Source organism: Jeotgalibacillus sp. JSM ZJ347, from assembly GCF_044383825.1.
Classification (GTDB): Bacteria; Bacillota; Bacilli; order Bacillales; family Jeotgalibacillaceae; genus Jeotgalibacillus.
The window spans coordinates 53,460-71,584 of sequence record NZ_JBISEN010000006.1; the positions used below are offsets into that span (position 1 = coordinate 53,460).

The window sequence follows — 18,125 nt, forward strand, 5'->3', positions numbered from 1 at the left end:
GTGACATGATGGTTAAGAAAAAATGTGTAGCGATGTTACTGGCAGGAGGACAAGGAAGCCGCCTTCATTCCCTTACAACAAAAATTGCCAAGCCGGCAGTACCTTTCGGAGGTAAGTACCGGATTATCGATTTCACACTAAGTAACTGCACAAACTCAGGAATCAATACAGTAGGTGTACTGACGCAGTACCAGCCACTGGTACTGAATTCATATATCGGAATTGGAAGCGCCTGGGATCTTGACCGACGCAACGGTGGTGTGACTGTACTTCCCCCTTATACTGAAGCAACAGGAGTAAAATGGTACAGTGGAACCGCAAATGCCATCTATCAGAACCTGAACTATATTGAACAATACGATCCTGAATACGTCCTTGTCCTGTCAGGTGATCATATTTATAAAATGGATTATTCCAAGATGCTTGATTATCATATTCAGAATGAAGCCGAAGCCACGATTTCAGTGATTGAAGTGCCTTGGGATGAAGCAAGCCGCTTTGGTATTATGAACACAAATGATGACCTTGAGATTCTTGAGTTTGATGAAAAGCCGGAAGAACCAAAGAATAACCTGGCGTCAATGGGGATCTATATCTTTAACTGGAAGTCACTTCAGAAGTATCTCGATCAGGATAATATGAATGAAAACTCATCACATGACTTTGGAAAAGACATTATTCCTTTATTCCTGAACGAAGGTAAACGTTTAATGGCTTATCCTTTTGAAGGGTACTGGAAAGATGTTGGTACGGTGAAAAGTTTGTGGGAAGCCAATATGGATCTGTTAAAAGAAAATCCTGGACTGAATCTGTTTGACCATTCATGGAGAATTTATTCACGTAACCCGAACCAGCCGCCTCAATATCTGGCTGCCACTTCTGAAGTAACGGATTCTCTCATTAATGAAGGCTGTGTCATTGAAGGGAAAGTCTCACACTCCGTTATTTTCCAGGGAGTGTCAGTTGGAGTGAATGCGAACATTCATGAATCGGTGATTATGCCGGATGCGGTCATCGGAAAAGATACAACAATCAAACGCGCGATTGTTCCGGGTGATATCGAGGTTCCTGAAGGCTTAACGATCGCACCGGAAAATGATGATAATGAAATCATTCTTGTCACAAAAGATCTTGTGGAAAAATTAAGAAAGGATGTGACGGCATGAGTCGTTTATTAGGAGTAATTGACGCAGCCACTGTAATGGGTGGACTTCAGGATCTGACTTTAAACCGCTCCGTTGCCTCTATTCCTTTTGCAGGGCGCTACCGGTTTATTGATTTCGTTCTTTCAAATATGGTGAATTCAGGTGTAGACAGTGTCGCGATCTTTCCGAAGCACCAGTACCGCTCATTAATGGACCATATCGGTTCAGGTAAGAACTGGGATATGGATAGAAAAAGAGATGGTCTCTTCTTCTTCCCTCCTTACTTTGAGCCAGATGAAACAACAAGTATCGGGTCTTTCTCAAGACTTGAACAACACATTGAATTTTTCAAGCGCAGCCATCAGGACTATGTCGTGATCGCAAGCAGCTACGTAATTGCGAATATCGACTTTGAAGAAGCATTAGCTGAACATTTAATTCATGACTATGACATTACTGAAGTCCAGCATAACGGTAAGTCGCTCGAGACCTATGTCATCAGCAAAGCACTGCTGATTGAACTGATTGAAGCCAGAAGAAATTCCCAGTTCATCAGTGTATCTGATGTTGTCAAGCAGCCGCTTCATAATTTTAAAATCGGGGCTTATGAACACAGTGATTACACAGCAGTGATTGATTCAATTCCTGCTTACCTTAAGCACTCAATGGACCTTCTGCGCCATGATGTATGGAGCCAGCTATTTACACAGGAGCGTCCAATCTATACAAAAGTAAAAGATGAGCCGCCAACCAAATACAGCTCTACTGCCCAGGTGCGTAACTCGATGATTGCCAATGGTGCTGATATCCGCGGAAGCGTTGAGAACAGTATCGTTTCAAGAGCTGCGAAAATCGGTGAAGGTTCCAAAGTTATAAACTGCGTTGTCATGCAGAAGTCTCAGATCGGTAAAAACTGTTCTTTAGAATACGTTATTTTAGACAAAGACGTAAAAGTGCTTGATGGAACGTCATTAAAAGGAACAGCTGAACAGCCGCTGGTACTTCGTAAAGGCAGCGTACGTGAAGCGGCGGTGGTGCAATAATGAAAGTTTTGTTTGCTGTATCTGAATGTGCACCATTTGCAAAATCAGGAGGCCTCGGTGATGTCGCCGGGGCTCTTCCTAAAGAATTAATGAAGCTTGGAGCAGATGTAAGGGTGATGCTTCCGAAATATTCATCCATTTCAGAAGAACTGCTTTCCAAAGCGAAGAAAATTAAAACCTTCTATGTTGATGTCGGCTGGAGACGTCAGTACTGTGGAATTGAAACATTAAAGCATGAGGGCGTTACATACTACCTGCTCGATAATGAATTTTATTTCAAACGAAACACACTGTATGGCGATTTTGATGATGGTGAGCGCTTTGCCTTTTTCAGCAGAGCTGTTCTTGATGCACTGCCACTCATTCCATTTAAGCCTGACGTCATCCATGCCCACGACTGGCATACGGGTATGGTACCGTTCTTACTTGACCGCCAGTACAGAGCGTATCCGTTTTATAAAAACATAAAAACAGTCTTCACGATTCATAACCTGCAATTTCAGGGGCTATTCCCGGAAAGTGTGCTTGGTGACCTGCTGAATCTTGATCATCAGTATTTCACATCGGGTGAGCTTGAATTCTACGGGGCGGTCAGCTTTATGAAGGGTGCCCTGCTGAGTGCAAATGCGCTGACAACAGTGAGTCCGACTTATAAAGACGAGATCCAGACACCGTTCTTTGGCGAAAAACTGGACGGTCTTCTGCGTGATCAGTCATTTAAGCTGAGTGGGATTCTAAATGGGATTGATACTGATTCCTATCACCCTGAAAAAGATACTTATATTGAGAAGCCTTATTCCTATAAGACACTTGATGATAAGAAAATCAACAAAGCTGCACTGCAGAAGGAATTCAATCTGCCAGTTTCTGAACATGTCCCTGTCGTTGCAATGGTCACGAGACTGACTGAGCAAAAAGGTCTGTCACTCGTGAAACGGGTCATGCATGAACTGTTAAATGAACAGAATATGCAGCTGATTGTACTTGGCAGCGGTGATCACGAATTTGAAAGCTATTTTAATTACCTGGCGAGCGCTTTTCCTGAGAAAACAGGTGTTTATATCGGATTCAGTGAAGCACTTGCCCACCGAATTTATGCAGGTGCAGACTTCTTTCTCATGCCTTCTCTCTTCGAACCATGCGGACTGAGTCAGCTGATTTCACTTCAATATGGAACGATCCCTATTGCCCGTGAAACCGGTGGATTAAATGATACAGTCCATTCCTGGCATGAAACAGACCATACAGGCAACGGATTCACTTTTAACGCATACAATGCACATGATATGAAACATACAGTTGAACGCGCTTTAGCGCATTTTAACAATGAAGAAGTCTGGACAATTCTGCAGGAAAATGCAATGTCCGGTGATTATAGCTGGGCACGTTCTGCGAAAGAATATTACGACCTTTATCAAGGACTTCAAGGGAGGAAATAATGCATGTTCCAAAATAAAAGAGCATTTAAAGCAGCCTTTTCACAACGGCTTGAACAATCAAGCGGTTTATCATTTGAACATTCAACTCCTCAGCACCAGTACCATACACTTGGCATGATGGTGCGGGAATACGTTAGTACGAACTGGATTGCTTCGAATGAAGACTCCCGTAAAGGCGATCATAAGGAAGTCTATTATCTATCAATTGAATTCCTTCTCGGCCGGCTGCTTGTTAGCTCTTTAGTAAACCTTGGAGTAAAAGATCTTGTAGAAGAAGGCTTAACAGAACTTGGCATCAATCTGAGTGATCTTGAAGAAGCAGAAGCTGACGCAGGACTTGGTAATGGCGGATTAGGACGTCTTGCTGCCTGCTTCCTTGACTCAATGGCTTCTCTTTCGATGGCAGGTCATGGTCACGGAATTCGCTACAAGCATGGATTATTTGAGCAGAAAATTGTAAATGGCTATCAGGTTGAACTGCCTGAGCAGTGGCTGCGCAACGGAAATGTATGGGAAGTCAGAAAAACGGATCTGGCTGTAGAAGTGCCTTACTGGGGTGAAGTGAAGTGGACTGAAAAAAATGGACAAATGATCTTCACGCACGAAAAAGCAGAAACTGTTCTTGCTGTACCATATGATATGCCTATCATCGGCTATGATACAAACCGAGTGAATACGCTGCGGCTATGGGGAGCAGAACCTGCAAAACACTTCCCTCCTCATAAAGATTATATGCAATATAAGCGTGATACCGAGCAGATCTCTGAATTTCTCTATCCGGATGATATGTCTGACGACGGTAAAATTCTCAGGTTAAAACAGCAGTATTTCCTTGTAAGAGCAAGCCTTGAAAGCATTCTTCGCGATTATAAAGAAGATCATGAGGACCTGACCGAACTTCATGAGCATGTCGCCATTCATATTAATGACACACACCCAGCACTCGCAGTCCCTGAGTTAATGCGTGTATTGATGGATGAGGAAGGTATGGGCTGGGAAGAAGCCTGGAGCATTGTAACTGAAACCATCTCCTATACAAACCATACCATTTTATCTGAAGCGCTTGAAAAATGGTCCATTGATTTATTCAGACCGCTTTTCCCGCGAATTTATCTGATTATTGAAGAAATCAATAAAAGATTTTGTGAGGAACTGTGGGAGACTTATCCGGGTGATTGGGACCGTATTGAGTCAATGGCTGTCATTGCACACGGTTTCGTCAAAATGGCGCACCTGTCGATTGTAGGGAGTCATAGTATTAATGGCGTTGCCAGGCTACATACAGAAATTCTCAAAATGCGTGAAATGAAAAACTTTCATGAGTTTTACCCTGACCGTTTTAACAATAAAACAAATGGCATTACACATAGAAGGTGGCTGTTTCAGGCAAATCCTGAACTGACCAATGCCATTAATCATGCGATTGGTACCAATTGGATGAAGGATACTGAAAAGTTGAATGATCTCATAAAACATGCAGATGATGCTTCTTTCCAATACGAGATTGATCAGATAAAGCATGATAAAAAGAGAGTTCTTGCAGACCTCATTTATGAGAAAAACGGTATTAAAGTTAATCCGGATTCAATTTTTGATGTACAGATTAAAAGACTTCATGCATACAAAAGACAGCTGCTCAATATCATGCACGTAATGCATCTTTATAACAGAATGAAAGAAGACAGTTCTTTCAAGCCGCATCCGCAAACCTTTATTTTCGGTGCGAAAGCGGCCCCTGGATATCATTATGCTAAAAAGGTGATCAAACTTATTCATTCAGTAGCCAACCTTGTGAACGATGATCCTGTATCAAAGGATTATTTAACTGTCGTTTTCCTTGAAAACTACAGAGTATCACTGGCAGAAAAAATTATCCCTGCGACAAATATCAGTGAGCAGATCTCAACTGCTAGTAAAGAAGCGTCCGGAACCGGGAATATGAAATTTATGATGAACGGTGCATTAACACTTGGTACGCTTGATGGTGCCAATGTTGAGATTGAAGAACTGACCGGACCTGAACACATCTTTATCTTCGGTCTGACTGCACAGGAAGTCATGAAATATGAAAAGCACGGTGGTTATCATTCTTACGATTATTATCACGGAGATCCTAGAATCAAAAAGATCATTGATCAGTTTACTTCCGGCTTCTTCCCGGATACTTTCTATGACTTTGAAATGATTTCCGATTCACTTCTGATGGAAAACGATCAGTACTTCCTGCTGAAGGACTTCGATGCCTATGTGCGCGCGCAGGAGAAAGCATCTGAAGCTTATCAGGATAGAAAACGCTGGCTGACTTCTAGCATCCACAACATTGCACGCTCCGGCTACTTCTCAAGCGACCGGACGATTCAGCAGTATGCGGATGAGATTTGGAAGTTATAAATGCTTTTCTGAAACGTTGGCTGCGCAATTATTAATATGTATTAAAGTAAAAAGCTCTGTTTAAGGGGGCTGTTGATTTCCGCTCCAGGGGGAACGCTTTCCGCAGGGCGTGCGGTGAGCCTCCTCGGCTTCGCCTGCGGGGTCTCACCTGTCACGCTTCTCCTGCTGGAGTCGTCACCCTTCCGCTACAATCACCAGCTGTGCTAAAACAACATTGGTCTTTAACATAACTAAATAAAAAGAGTATCACGCTGTCAATTCAACCAGCATGATACTCTTTTTTGATATTAATATCATAAGAAATGTTCAAGGTGATTGCAGCGTAAGGCTCAGCAACAACCGTCCGGAAAGCGTTCGCCTGGAGCTGCAATCATCCGATATTTATCAACTCATTATTTACTGCTCATAAATATGAACAAACGGCTCTGTATCATCAGGCTCTTTTATAATGAGCGCTTCCGGGCCATTGATTGATGTGATGCTTACTTCAATGTCAAAGTATTCCGGGAACAAATCAATTAATCTACCAGCTATATATTGAGTAAAGCCCACAATTTCTGACTTCCCATAAAATTGAATCGGAATATCAATTTGCAAATGAGACAGCTGATCGCCGCGGTAAAGACCTGTTCCGATTACGCTATTAAAGTTTGGAAAGTACGTCTCTACATCCTGCTTGAAATTCAGAAAAGCAGTCTCGTCATTCCGATAACTTTCTCTTGCTTCTTCAGATGGAAATAACACATAATTCTCATTCATTTCGTTCCATCCGCCAAGTTCACTACTTCCGCTATCTGCAGTGGCATAGCCAAAGAAGTTGCCTGGGATCACAGTGCTTTTTGGTTCCTGCTTGAATAAAGCGACTGTAATCGGAACTTCTGCAAGCTCTGCTTTTTCAGGGTCTTCAGCAGCCATTGCACGAATGCGTGTGACAACTTCTGCTGCCATCGCTTGTCCTTCTTCTGCTAATCTGCTTTGCGGAATATTCTCTTCAAACGTCGGACCATACGGATCCCCATCATTGTTATAGTAATAAACAGAATTCATCGCAAGACCGATTACAACTCCGCCAAGTCTTACCTTCGATTCATCTTCAGATGATTTTACGAAGTAATTATGTTCAAGAACATGGGCCAGGTAAATCGGGCTTCTCTCTGCTCTTTCAGCGCGGGTCCCTTCACCATTGTCAACCGGATTTAATCCAATATTTTCTTCAGGCTCCATGCCGTATTCCTGAAGCTGCTCAGGGGTAAACTCGCGATTTAGCCAACTTGAAATGGTTTCACTTTCAAGAAACTGCCCGGCCTGAAAGAAATATTCTTCAGGTGAGAAGTTCTGCTGTGCCACTCGCATCAAACCATTTTCAAACTCAGCAATATCATAATTTGTATTTAAGTTATTGACGACCATCCCTCTCGATGGCGATGCTTCATATGGAAGCAATGTGCGGTAAAACTCATCAGATATTTGGAAATTAGGAATAATGACCGTCTGCTCTTCACTGTTTTCAGGGGCATTTTCCTGCACAACTTCATCTTCCTGTTGAAAAGACGGCATACAGCCGCTCATCAGCAGTGCAGTACCCGTCGCAGCGGCTAACCATTTTTTCATGTAACTGCTACACCTCTTGTTTTGTGATTTCTTCTACCAGCTGATCTTCATCCCACACCGGAATATTTAAATCTTGTGCTTTTGTCAGCTTTGAGCCGGCATCTTCTCCTGCAATCAGCAGGTCTGTTTTTTTACTGACACTGCCGGTTACTTTTCCACCAAGCAGTTCTATTTTCTCTTTCGCGTCCCCACGTGTCAATTGTGCTAATTTCCCAGTGAGTACAATTGTTTTTCCTGCAAAAGCTGAATCAATCTCTTCAGCCTTCATTTTCACCGGTCCTGTATACGTAAGGTTGACGCCATTTTCACGGAGTTCTTCTATTAATTCAAGCACTTCTTCGTTCTCAAAGTATGTGACGATCGCATCGGCCATTTTGTTACCAATTTCATCGATTAGACACAATTCTTCCGCTGTTGCAGCTTTTAACGCATCCACTGATCTGAAGTGTTCTGCAATTGTTTTGGCAGCTTTTGAACCGACATGGCGAATACCGAGTCCAAACAGAAGTTTTTCCATCGAATTATTTTTAGAGGCTTCGATTGCCTTCAACAGATTATCAGCTGATTTTTCACCCATCCGATCAAGTCCGATCAGCTGTTCTTTTGTTAAGCGGTACAGGTCAGCCACGTCCTGAATTAATTTACTGCGGTAAAGCTGGGCAATGACCTTCTCGCCAAGACCGTCAATGTTCATTGCGTTACGGGATACAAAGTGAGTCAGACCTTCCTGCAGTTGAGCAGGACACTTCGGATTCAGACAGCGCAATGCGACTTCTCCTTCAAGACGTTCAAGCTCACTTTCACAGGCTGGACAGTGCGTCGGCATATGAAACTCTTTTTCATCACCCGTCCGTTTATCAGTGATCACACTGACCACTTCAGGAATAATATCTCCTGCTTTTTTAATGACAACGTGGTCGCCGATACGAATATCCTTTTCCCGAATCAGATCTTCATTATGCAAAGAAGCACGCTGCACAGTTGTCCCTGCTACTCTAACCGGTTCAAGCAGTGCAGTTGGTGTAACAACCCCTGTTCTGCCGATGCTCAGTTCAATGTCGTGAAGAACCGTAACAACTTCTTCTGCAGGGAACTTATACGCAATTGCCCATCTCGGACTTTTTGCAGTAAAGCCAAGCTCATCCTGGTGATCCAGTGAATCCACTTTAATAACGATTCCATCAATATCATAGGAAAGATCAGCGCGTTTTTCAGTCCACTCATGGATATAATCCATAACTTCATCAATGGAACTACACATTTTTCTTTCAGGGTTGGTTTTCAGTCCCATTTCATCAAGCAGCTTCATGCCTTCGCTTTGAGATCTGACACCTGTATCGCCCGGGTCTCCAATCGCATAAAGAAAGATATCCAAGTTTCTTGAAGCTGCAATGCGCGGATCGAGCTGTCTGAGTGATCCTGCCGCTGCATTTCTCGGGTTTGCAAAAAGTGCTTCCTCTTTCTTTTCTCTTTCTTCATTCAACTTGAGAAAAGAAGACTTCGGCATAAATGCTTCACCACGGACTTCAATCGAAAGGGGCTTTTTCAGACGAAGTGGAATAGAACGGATCGTTTTCAGGTTGGCTGTAATGTCTTCGCCAACTGATCCGTCTCCTCTAGTCGCGCCTTGTACAAAAAGACCGTCTTCATATCTGAGTGAAACTGCAAGTCCGTCTATTTTCAGCTCACAGCTGTACATCACACTGTCACCCGCTACCTCTCTCACCTTTCGATCAAAATCTCTCAGATCTTCTTCGTTAAAGGCGTTGCCCAGGCTCAGCATGGATGTACGGTGTGTAACTTTTGAAAACTGTTCAAGCACTGCTCCGCCGACGCGCTGAGTCGGTGAATCTGAAGTTTTCAGGTCAGGGGTTTTTTCTTCTATTTCTTTTAACTCATTTAATAACTGATCATATTCAGCATCAGGAACTGAAGGCTTGTCCAGCACATGATATTCGTAATTGTACTGGTTCAGCAGCTCATGCAGCTCCTGTACTCTTTTTTCTGTGGGCTTCACAGGCTCAACTCCTTATGTCACTTTATTAACAGGCGCAAACTTCGCAAGCAGACGTTTTACACCAGTCGGACTTGGAAATGCAATATCAAGCTCCATTGAATCCCCTTCACCTTTTACGCTGACCACAGTACCTGTTCCCCATTTACCGTGCTGAGCTTTATCGCCAACACTCCATCCCATATCACTGCCACCGGTGTTACGAGGAGCAGGGCGTCTGACCGGACTTTTTCTTGGTTGTGGTTTTGCTGGTGAGCCAAAGCTTCTGCTGCCTGAAGATGTTTCTTTTTTCATTGGCTCTTCAAGCAATTCAGCCGGAATTTCAGCGATAAATCTTGATACCGGGTTCATATTGGTTCGCCCGAATAACGTTCTCATTTGTGCATTGGTAATATACAGCTCTTCTTCTGCACGTGTAATTCCGACGTATGCAAGACGTCTTTCTTCTTCCATTTCAGCTTCTTCCATGAGCGAGCGGCTGTGTGGGAATACACCTTCTTCAAGACCCATCAGGAAAACAACCGGAAACTCAAGACCCTTCGCAGAGTGCAGCGTCATGAGCGTGACAGCATCTGCCGGGGTATCATCTTTATCAAGCTGGTCAATGTCTGCTACAAGTGCAAGATCTGTCAGGAATGCGATCAGACTCTTATCATCGCTTGCTTTTTCAAATTCTTTCGTTACAGACAGAAATTCATCTATGTTTTCAAGTCTGCTCTGTGATTCAATCGTTTTTTCAGCCTGTAGCGACTCACGGTAGCCCGACTTATCAATAATATCTTCCACCAGTTCAGTCACGGATAAGTATTCCTGCATCTGAGTGAAGTTCTTAATAAAATCACGGAACTCCAGCACTGTCTTCGCAGCTCGTCCGCTCAGTCCGATAAAGTCTGCAAGCTCAAGCGCATTATACATAGACATTTCATTGTCTCGTGCGTAGTTTGCAATCTTATCAAGCGAAGTTGTACCGACACCTCGCTTTGGTACATTAATAATTCTAATCAGGCTGATATCATCATCCGGATTTGCAACCAGTCTCAGATAAGCCAGAATATCTTTGATTTCTTTTCTGTCATAGAACTTTGTACCGCCAACAATGGTGTACTCAATATTCGATTTCATGAGTACTTCCTCCATGACGCGGGACTGTGCATTGGTTCTGTACAGAATCGCAAAATCAGATGGCTTTCTGACACCTGAGCGGACCAGTTCATTGATCTTACCAGCAACAAACTGTCCTTCTCCCTGTTCACTGTCTGCACGCACATACGTGATTTTCTGTCCGCCTTTATTATCTGTCCACAGGTTCTTCACTTTACGGTTCGGGTTGTTTTGAATGACTGCATTCGCTGCATTCAGGATCTTTTCAGTTGAACGGTAGTTCTGCTCAAGCAGAATGACTTTTGCGTTCGGATAATCCTTTTCAAATGACAGGATATTCGTAATATCTGCGCCTCTCCAGCGGTAAATCGACTGATCTGAGTCACCGACTACGCATAGGTTTTTAAAGCGTGACGCCAGCTGCTTTACAAGCAGATACTGCGCTCTGTTTGTATCCTGATACTCATCCACGTGAATATACTGAAATTTTCGCTGATAGTTTTCAAGCACTTCAGGTACGCGTTCAAATAAATGAATCGTCTGCATAATCAGATCATCAAAATCAAGCGCTGAATTTTTGCGCAGTCTCTTCTGATATTCAGAAAACACTTCACTAATTGTCTGGTCATAATAGCTGCCTGTATCTTTTGCGAACTGTTCAGGCGTTGTCAGCTCATTTTTTGCAGAGCTGATTGCAGCAAGTATGCCGCGCGGATCAAATTTCTTCGGATCCAGGTTTTTATCTTTCAAAATACGTTTGATCACTGACTGCTGATCTGTTGAATCCAAAATGGTGAAATTGCGGTTATATCCGATTCTGTCAATATCTCTTCTTAAAATCCTCACACACATGGAGTGAAATGTTGAAATCCAGACATCCTCAGCTGCTCCGCCAAGAATGCTTTCTACACGGTCTTTCATTTCACGCGCAGCTTTGTTGGTAAAGGTAATCGCCAGAATGTTGTATGGGGCTACACCTTTTTCGATCATTAAATACGCGATCCGGTGTGTCAGTACTCTAGTCTTCCCGGAACCTGCTCCTGCCATAATCAGCAGTGGGCCATCAGTAGCTTTTATTGCTTTTGCCTGCTCAGGGTTCATCCCGTTCAGCAGACGATCTGTTAAAAATTGCATCGTTGCACCACCTCGAACGTTTGTTCTTATTATAGCCCGGATATTTGCTTCCGGACAACTTTAATTTAAGCTTCCTTGAAGATGGCTGATGATTACAGCGAGAGGGGGACGCTTTCCGCGGCCGGGCGGTGAGCCAGCAGGCTTCGCCATACTCTGTCTCACCTGTCCCTTCCTGCGAGCCGCCCCCTTACGCTTCAATCAGCAGCTGTGCAAAAACAGAAACTGTCTTTAATAAAATACTAATCTAAAACTGTTTTCAACGCTTCTTTCAGGTCGTCATAAATAATGTTACCGACCACGATGACATCAGCGTGTGCTGCCATTTCCTTGGCTTCCTTTTCGCTTTTAATACCGCCACCGTAAAACAGCACTGTATTTGTTAATTCTTTGCTGACCCGTTTTACAAGTGACGGATCTCCGTAGGTTCCACTGTATTCCATATAGAAAACCGGAAGTGAAAATAGATGTTCAGCCATACGGGCATAGGCAATGACCTCGTCATCACTGATTGCTGCATCCGCTCCTGTTAATGATGCTGCTTTACAATCCGGATTCAAAATGCAGTATCCTTCTGCAAGAATCTCCTCCCAGTTCATCAGGTCACCATGTTCTTTCACTGCTTCATGATGAAGGCCTTTAAACCATTTCGGGTCCTCTGTATTTAAAACGGTCGGGATAAAATATAAATCATAGCCCGGTGTAATGGCTTCAAGTGCCGATACTTCAAGCACACACGGCACGGTATATCTGCGTACTCTTGCCATGAGATCAAGTACGTTTTCAAGTGTTACGCCATCAGAGCCGCCAACCATGACTGCATCTGTGCCTGATTCACAAATTTGTTCAAGTGCTTCATCAGTTATTTCTTTATTAGGGTCCAGTTTAAATACATGCTTCCACTCCCGGACATCGTACATCCCAAATCCTCCATTCGAACACTCATTATCCGTACTATTATAGCACCGAAAAACTGACTCTAAAAGAGAAGTGGGGATGAAGATATGAAGTGTTAAAAAACCTCCTGAAATGGAGAGGTTTTCTAGCATATTGGCTCTGATCTCCGTTTCAAGCGGACGCTTTCTGCGGCCGGGCGGTGACTCCGGGACGATTAGAGGGCAGCTGAGACCCCGCAGCCGAAGGCGAGAAGGCTCAGCAACCTCCGTCCGGAAAGCGTCCGCCTGAAGCGCAGCGAAACGATTAAAGAGGGCAAGACACAATGTCCCGCCCCCTTAAAAATATTACGCTTTATCTTCCTCGCTGTCACCACTCTGATGAACGCGCTCAAGCACCATTGCATACGTATCATTGCCATAATTCAGGCAGCGCTTTACGCGCGAGATCGTTGCAGTGCTTGCACCGGTTTGTGTTTCTATTTTATGATAAGTATTCCCTTCGCGCAGCATACGTGCTACTTCAAGGCGCTGAGCAAGAGATTGTATTTCATTAATTGTGCACAAGTCATCAAAGAATCGGTAGGCTTCGTCTTTGTCTTTAAGTGAAAGGACGGCTTCGCATAGCTGGTCCAGTTCCTTCCCTCTTAACTTATCGATTTGCATCAGACAGATACAGCTCCTTTTAAAAGTATTGCAAGAGCAAACGTGTGCTCAGCTAAAAATAGGACTCTTTTACATTTTAACGCATTATCGTTGGAAAGAGTACCGTTTTCTTCTTTACATCATAGATTCCGCGCTGTGTCACCCTTAAATAAGGTAAGTGAGTTGAAGATAGAAATAGCAATGTATACACAGGATCATCAAAACAATACCCGCATTCCTTCAAAACACAGCGCAGTTTCTTTTCATCCTCAATCAGTGTTTCCATCGGCTGATCTGACATGACACCGCCAAGTGACAGTGGAATCTCATGCAAGATTTCCCCCTGATCCATCAGTACGATGCCTCCACCGATTTCTTTCATTCTTTTGAAGGCATCCAGCAAATCTTTTTTGCTTTTGCCAATCAGTAAAATATCACCTGTGCTTGAAAAAGAAGAAGCCAGTCCACCAAGGGTACTCGCAAACCCTTTAATCAGCGTACAGATTTTCCATTCTCCGTGACGGTCAACAAGCATGAGAAAGCTCTCATCATTATTCCGAGGAAGCTCGTTCACACTCGCATCAATGGATACTGAATATGGCTTGGTGATCACGTTATTGACCATATCGATCCCACACGGCATAGAAAACTGAAGATCGTCAGCTTCCAGCTCCCAGTCGATCTCAAGCGGGTTAATCTCTGACCAGTCGGGTTTGAACTGTGGTTCCTGCTCCTGTCCATCTTTCAAGATCCATTCCCCTTTTGACATCACTGATTCAGGCACCGGATTTTCCGGATCGCTTAGAATATTTAACGTTGCGAGTCGTCCCGTCGCAATCATCCCCTGCATATAATCCAGGCGGTAATATTTTGCAATGGCATATGAAGCCATGTGATAGGCTTCAATCGGTTCTACACCCTCATCAATCGCAATCTGTACTAGCTGATCCATGATACCGCTTTCATAAAATGACGGACTTGAGCCATCGGTGGTCATCATTAATGAGTCAAAAGAATAAAGCTTCCGCTCTTTAAGTTCTCTAATCAGCTTTGGCAGATCAGGTCTGATTGATGAATGTCTGAGCGTCACGGCAAGCCCCTGCTCAAGACGCTTCCACACATCATCACCTGTCATCGCTTCATGGTCTCCCGTTACACCGAGCAACGACATTTTTGCAATCGTCTTTTCTGATGCTCCCGGCAGGTGACCTTCAACCCTCTTATATCGCAGACGTGCTTCCTGCACCCAGCTCAGCAGCAGATCATCCCCTTCAGCAAGCTTAGGCCATGAAGTCAGCTCCCCAGCAAGTAAAACGCTCGGGTCATCAAGCCAGGAAAGCACTTCACCATTTGTAAAAACTTCTTCTTCATTGCGAAGCTCAGTCTGAGAATCCAGCCTGCTCCACCAGTAGTAAGTCAGCGGTGAAGTTTTGAATTGCTGCATAAAAGGAAGCGCTTTCTTTTTGTCGCATAATAAAAGGAGCATTAAATTATCCTGAATAAATGTGGTCGTTCCACGCTTCGCTGCATATTCTCCAAAACTTTGCGGATTATACAATTGAAATGGATGGACATGTGGTTCAATATAACCGGGTACAATCCATTTATCCTCAAGGTGAAGCACTTCAGTTCCATTCATTTTCTCAGGCATACCGCTCCCTGCATAAATAATTCTATCCTGATAGATCCATATATTCCCTCTCACCCATTGATGAAGGGACGAATTTAAATAATTTACATCAGCAAGTACAAGATCAGGGGATTTTTTCCCTTCCAAAATGGAGGTATGGCCTCTTAAATGACTGATCTTCCACGGGAATCTCTGTTCCACTCTCATCACTCCAAGCATTCCTCTAAAAGTTTCATTCAGTTTACCATATTTTACGCGTCACCGCACAAAAGAAATGTGACTTTTTAATGATTATGTGCATAAGTGAACATTATTTTTAAAAAATACATTTAAATCCATATTGATCATCAATCTTTTCCTTTAGCATCTTAAAATATTCTTAAGTGCGATAGATAAATATACATTTACTGTATTAATCATATGTTGTTAAAAAATATATTGAATATTCAGTCAAATGATTTTTTTCAATTACAGTTATTAGTGGTCTTTTTTTATTTGTATGATATTATTTATATAAGAATATTTAAGCAAAGAGAGTGATTGTCATGATTGGAGACCGCGTTAAAGCTTTAAGAAAAGAAAAGAAAATGTCGCTGACTGAACTGGCTGAACAGGCAGGCGTTGCTAAATCATATATCAGTTCTCTTGAGAGAAATCTTCAGAAAAATCCTTCTATCCAATTTTTAGAAAAAATAGCTCCTGTACTTGGTGTAACGGTCAACTCTCTACTGGATCCGGACAGCGATGAAAAAAATGTGGATAGTGAATGGGTAAACCTTGCGAAGACAGCGATGGAGTCAGGGATCTCGAAAGAACAATTTAAAGAGTTTATTGAATTTAATAAATGGCGGATCAATCAAAAATAGCCTGTGCAGCGTCTAACTTTGCACAGGCTTTTTCATTGTCTCGCGTATGAATTAACCAACAACTAAATCATTCCTCCTCCAATTGGCTGAACCTGCACTCTCCAGAAAATCTCTGATTTCTTCCTGTGAAATTCCCGCTTGTACAGCTTCCTCAATTAGCGCCATCCATTCAACATCGATTTCATTTTTATGACCCATTACATTCCCCTCCTAAAATACTTTCTACAGTACTTCAGGCGGCTCAGCCGTCATAGCTCCCCTATCTCTTTATTGGCCTTAGACCCGTAAGCTTTGCGTCCCATCCTTTCAGATGGTTTGCCTTTTTCTGTTCTCTCATAGCGATTGCGGCACCGGGATCAACATTGGGCTAAAAGTTTGAGTTTAAGTATTGAATTATGTTATAGACTTATATTATCACTTGGTTTAAAGTAAATAAATAGTCATATTTACCTAAATATTCTGACTTTTTCAACATTAAATTTGTGTTACAATATCAAATTGACTTATTTTGGTGAATACTGGTACACAGATTGACGAATATGCTGATTCAGTTCGTAATAAGAGATTGCTCTAAGTGACGGATATGTAGTGAGATCTTCACCGCATACCGGACATATCCAGGTTTCGCGTGACCCGCTGCTATAGGATGAGCGCATACATTTAGGACATTCTTTTCGCACCATATGATCACCTCTCGTTCTCTATAAAGAATATATGTAATCTCATTATAAGTGATAGTCAGTGATATACAAGAGGGAAAAACGCTCTTAAAGGGTGCAAAAAGAATGTTTTTCAACTAAATGCTCTCAATCGCTCCATATAAGTTAATTTTTCTGAAAATTTTAACTTCTTTTTAATGCTTTACTGCCAATATCTTTTCTATAGAAAAAATGGTCTGTGTGAACTGAATCCAGCGCACGATATACTTCATCACGTGCCGATTCAATCCCCTCTCCTGATCCGGCAGCAAGGAGCACTCTTCCTCCGTCGGAAACGATGTCAGAGCCATGTACTTTTGTACCCGCGTGATAGAAGAATGTTTCCGCATCCAGTATAGTCTGGACTGAATGTTCTTTTTCATAGGAGCCCGGGTATCCCTCTGATGCAAGGACCACGCCAATAACCGTATGATCACTCCATTCAGCCTGTGCCGTTACACCTCTTAACAAGTTTAGCAGCAGCAGTGCAAGGTCAGATTTCATTCTATGCAGAACAACCTGCGTCTCCGGGTCGCCAAAGCGGGCATTGAATTCAATCACTTTCGGGCCGCCTTCAGTCAGAATTAATCCTGCATATAACACACCTGTAAAAGGCGTCCCTTCTTTCATCATTGCCTGAACAACCGGCTCAATAATCTCATTCATTGCCTTTTCTTCTGTTTCAGCAGGCAGATGCGCAACAGGTGAATATGCACCCATGCCACCCGTATTCGGACCTTTATCATTGTCATATGCTCTTTTATGATCCTGGGCGAGCGCAAGTGGAATAATAGATCCCCCGTTGACAAGACACATAAATGAAAACTCTTCCCCATCCAGAAAATCTTCTACTACGATTTTACCGGATGAGTCACCAAAGCGGTTATGTTCAAGCATATCCTCGGCTGCTTCAAGCGCTTCATTTTCAGTCATTGCAACGACTACACCCTTACCGGCTGCAAGACCGTCTGCTTTAATAACGATCGGAGCCCCTTTACTCTTTATGTAATCAGATGCCTTCTGAAAGCTTGTAAATGTTTCGTAGTCGGCTGTCGGGATGCTGTATTTTTTCATCAGTTCCTTTGCAAATGCTTTACTGCCCTCAATTGCAGAGGCTTTTTTAGTCGGACCAAATACTTTCAGTCCCTCAGCTAAAAAAAGATCTGTCAACCCTTCAGCAAGCGGCTGCTCGGGTCCAATAACCGTTAAGGCAATATTGTTTTCTTTTGCAAACGTTACTAACTCACCCTGATCTGTTTCCTGAATATCCACACATTCAGCATGCGCTGCGATGCCTGCATTACCCGGTGCACAATATACCTTACTAACTGATGTGTCCTGATGAAATTTATAGCAAAGTGCATGCTCGCGTCCTCCGCGTCCAACTACTAATACATTCATGTGTATTCCTCCTGAAGTGATTTTTAAAAAAGAGCCGGCCTCAAAGAGAAGCCGGCTAAAAATATTCTGTAAGCGGCTTTGACATGGACCTCTTACGCAAATAGAAAAGTTTCACTT

The 18,125-nt window shown here is 43.0% G+C and carries 13 protein-coding genes and 1 riboswitch; of the genes, 5 read left to right on the forward strand and 8 right to left on the reverse strand.

The window, feature by feature from the left end:
- Window positions 1-8: 8 nt before the first annotated feature.
- Genes ACH6CZ_RS14495 through ACH6CZ_RS14510 form a run of 4 tightly spaced genes read left to right on the forward strand, consistent with a single transcriptional unit; the run spans window position 9 to window position 6,018 of the window.
- A complete protein-coding gene (locus ACH6CZ_RS14495; protein ID WP_374098173.1) occupies window positions 9-1,166 on the forward strand; it encodes a glucose-1-phosphate adenylyltransferase in 1,158 nt (385 codons plus the stop codon).
- On the forward strand, window positions 1,163-2,188 hold the full coding sequence (locus ACH6CZ_RS14500) for a GlgC family sugar phosphate nucleotidyltransferase (protein WP_374098174.1): 1,026 nt from the start codon (window positions 1,163-1,165) through the stop codon (window positions 2,186-2,188). The genes ACH6CZ_RS14495 and ACH6CZ_RS14500 overlap by 4 nt, the downstream gene beginning before the upstream one ends.
- Window positions 2,188-3,627 carry a glycogen synthase GlgA gene (glgA, locus tag ACH6CZ_RS14505; protein WP_374098175.1) on the forward strand — a complete coding sequence of 480 codons (1,440 nt, stop codon included), beginning with the start codon at window positions 2,188-2,190 and terminating at the stop codon, window positions 3,625-3,627. Before ACH6CZ_RS14500 ends, glgA begins: the two co-directional genes overlap by 1 nt.
- A 3-nt stretch (window positions 3,628-3,630) precedes the next feature.
- Window positions 3,631-6,018: a glycogen/starch/alpha-glucan phosphorylase gene (locus tag ACH6CZ_RS14510; RefSeq protein ID WP_374098176.1), complete on the forward strand. Its 2,388-nt coding sequence runs from the start codon at window positions 3,631-3,633 to the stop codon at window positions 6,016-6,018.
- A 396-nt stretch (window positions 6,019-6,414) separates the two neighbouring features.
- On the opposite strand, the gene ACH6CZ_RS14515 is transcribed toward ACH6CZ_RS14510, so the two are convergent.
- From ACH6CZ_RS14515 to ACH6CZ_RS14540, 6 genes are all read right to left on the reverse strand, one after another.
- The gene (locus ACH6CZ_RS14515) at window positions 6,415-7,629 is read right to left on the reverse strand and encodes a CamS family sex pheromone protein (RefSeq protein WP_374098177.1); all 1,215 of its coding nucleotides are present in this window, start codon (window positions 7,627-7,629) and stop codon (window positions 6,415-6,417) included.
- Window positions 7,630-7,636: 7 nt separating this feature from the next.
- Window positions 7,637-9,646, reverse strand: a complete 2,010-nt coding sequence (ligA, locus tag ACH6CZ_RS14520) for an NAD-dependent DNA ligase LigA (protein WP_374098178.1) — start codon at window positions 9,644-9,646, stop codon at window positions 7,637-7,639.
- Between the two features lie 12 nt (window positions 9,647-9,658).
- Complete coding sequence (pcrA, locus tag ACH6CZ_RS14525) at window positions 9,659-11,878, reverse strand: DNA helicase PcrA (protein ID WP_374098179.1); 2,220 nt, start codon at window positions 11,876-11,878, stop codon at window positions 9,659-9,661.
- 239 nt (window positions 11,879-12,117) lie between these two features.
- A complete protein-coding gene (gene pcrB / locus ACH6CZ_RS14530) occupies window positions 12,118-12,795 on the reverse strand; it encodes a heptaprenylglyceryl phosphate synthase (protein ID WP_374098180.1) in 678 nt (225 codons plus the stop codon).
- 321 nt (window positions 12,796-13,116) lie between these two features.
- Window positions 13,117-13,434, reverse strand: a complete 318-nt coding sequence (locus ACH6CZ_RS14535) for a YerC/YecD family TrpR-related protein (protein ID WP_374098181.1) — start codon at window positions 13,432-13,434, stop codon at window positions 13,117-13,119.
- Window positions 13,435-13,510: 76 nt separating this feature from the next.
- A complete protein-coding gene (locus tag ACH6CZ_RS14540) occupies window positions 13,511-15,250 on the reverse strand; it encodes an adenine deaminase C-terminal domain-containing protein (RefSeq protein WP_374098182.1) in 1,740 nt (579 codons plus the stop codon).
- A 338-nt stretch (window positions 15,251-15,588) separates the two neighbouring features.
- Between ACH6CZ_RS14540 and ACH6CZ_RS14545 the strand changes: the two genes are divergently transcribed.
- On the forward strand, window positions 15,589-15,909 hold the full coding sequence (locus ACH6CZ_RS14545) for a helix-turn-helix domain-containing protein (protein ID WP_322422456.1): 321 nt from the start codon (window positions 15,589-15,591) through the stop codon (window positions 15,907-15,909).
- A 51-nt stretch (window positions 15,910-15,960) separates the two neighbouring features.
- On the opposite strand, the gene ACH6CZ_RS14550 is transcribed toward ACH6CZ_RS14545, so the two are convergent.
- The gene (locus ACH6CZ_RS14550; RefSeq protein ID WP_374098183.1) at window positions 15,961-16,107 is read right to left on the reverse strand and encodes an anti-repressor SinI family protein; all 147 of its coding nucleotides are present in this window, start codon (window positions 16,105-16,107) and stop codon (window positions 15,961-15,963) included.
- Window positions 16,108-16,141: 34 nt separating this feature from the next.
- A riboswitch (cyclic di-GMP riboswitch) is annotated at window positions 16,142-16,239 on the reverse strand.
- A 512-nt stretch (window positions 16,240-16,751) separates the two neighbouring features.
- Window positions 16,752-18,008 (reverse strand): phosphoribosylamine--glycine ligase, encoded by a 1,257-nt coding sequence (gene purD, locus ACH6CZ_RS14555; RefSeq protein ID WP_374098184.1) that lies wholly within the window; start codon window positions 18,006-18,008, stop codon window positions 16,752-16,754.
- Window positions 18,009-18,125: the final 117 nt, after the last annotated feature.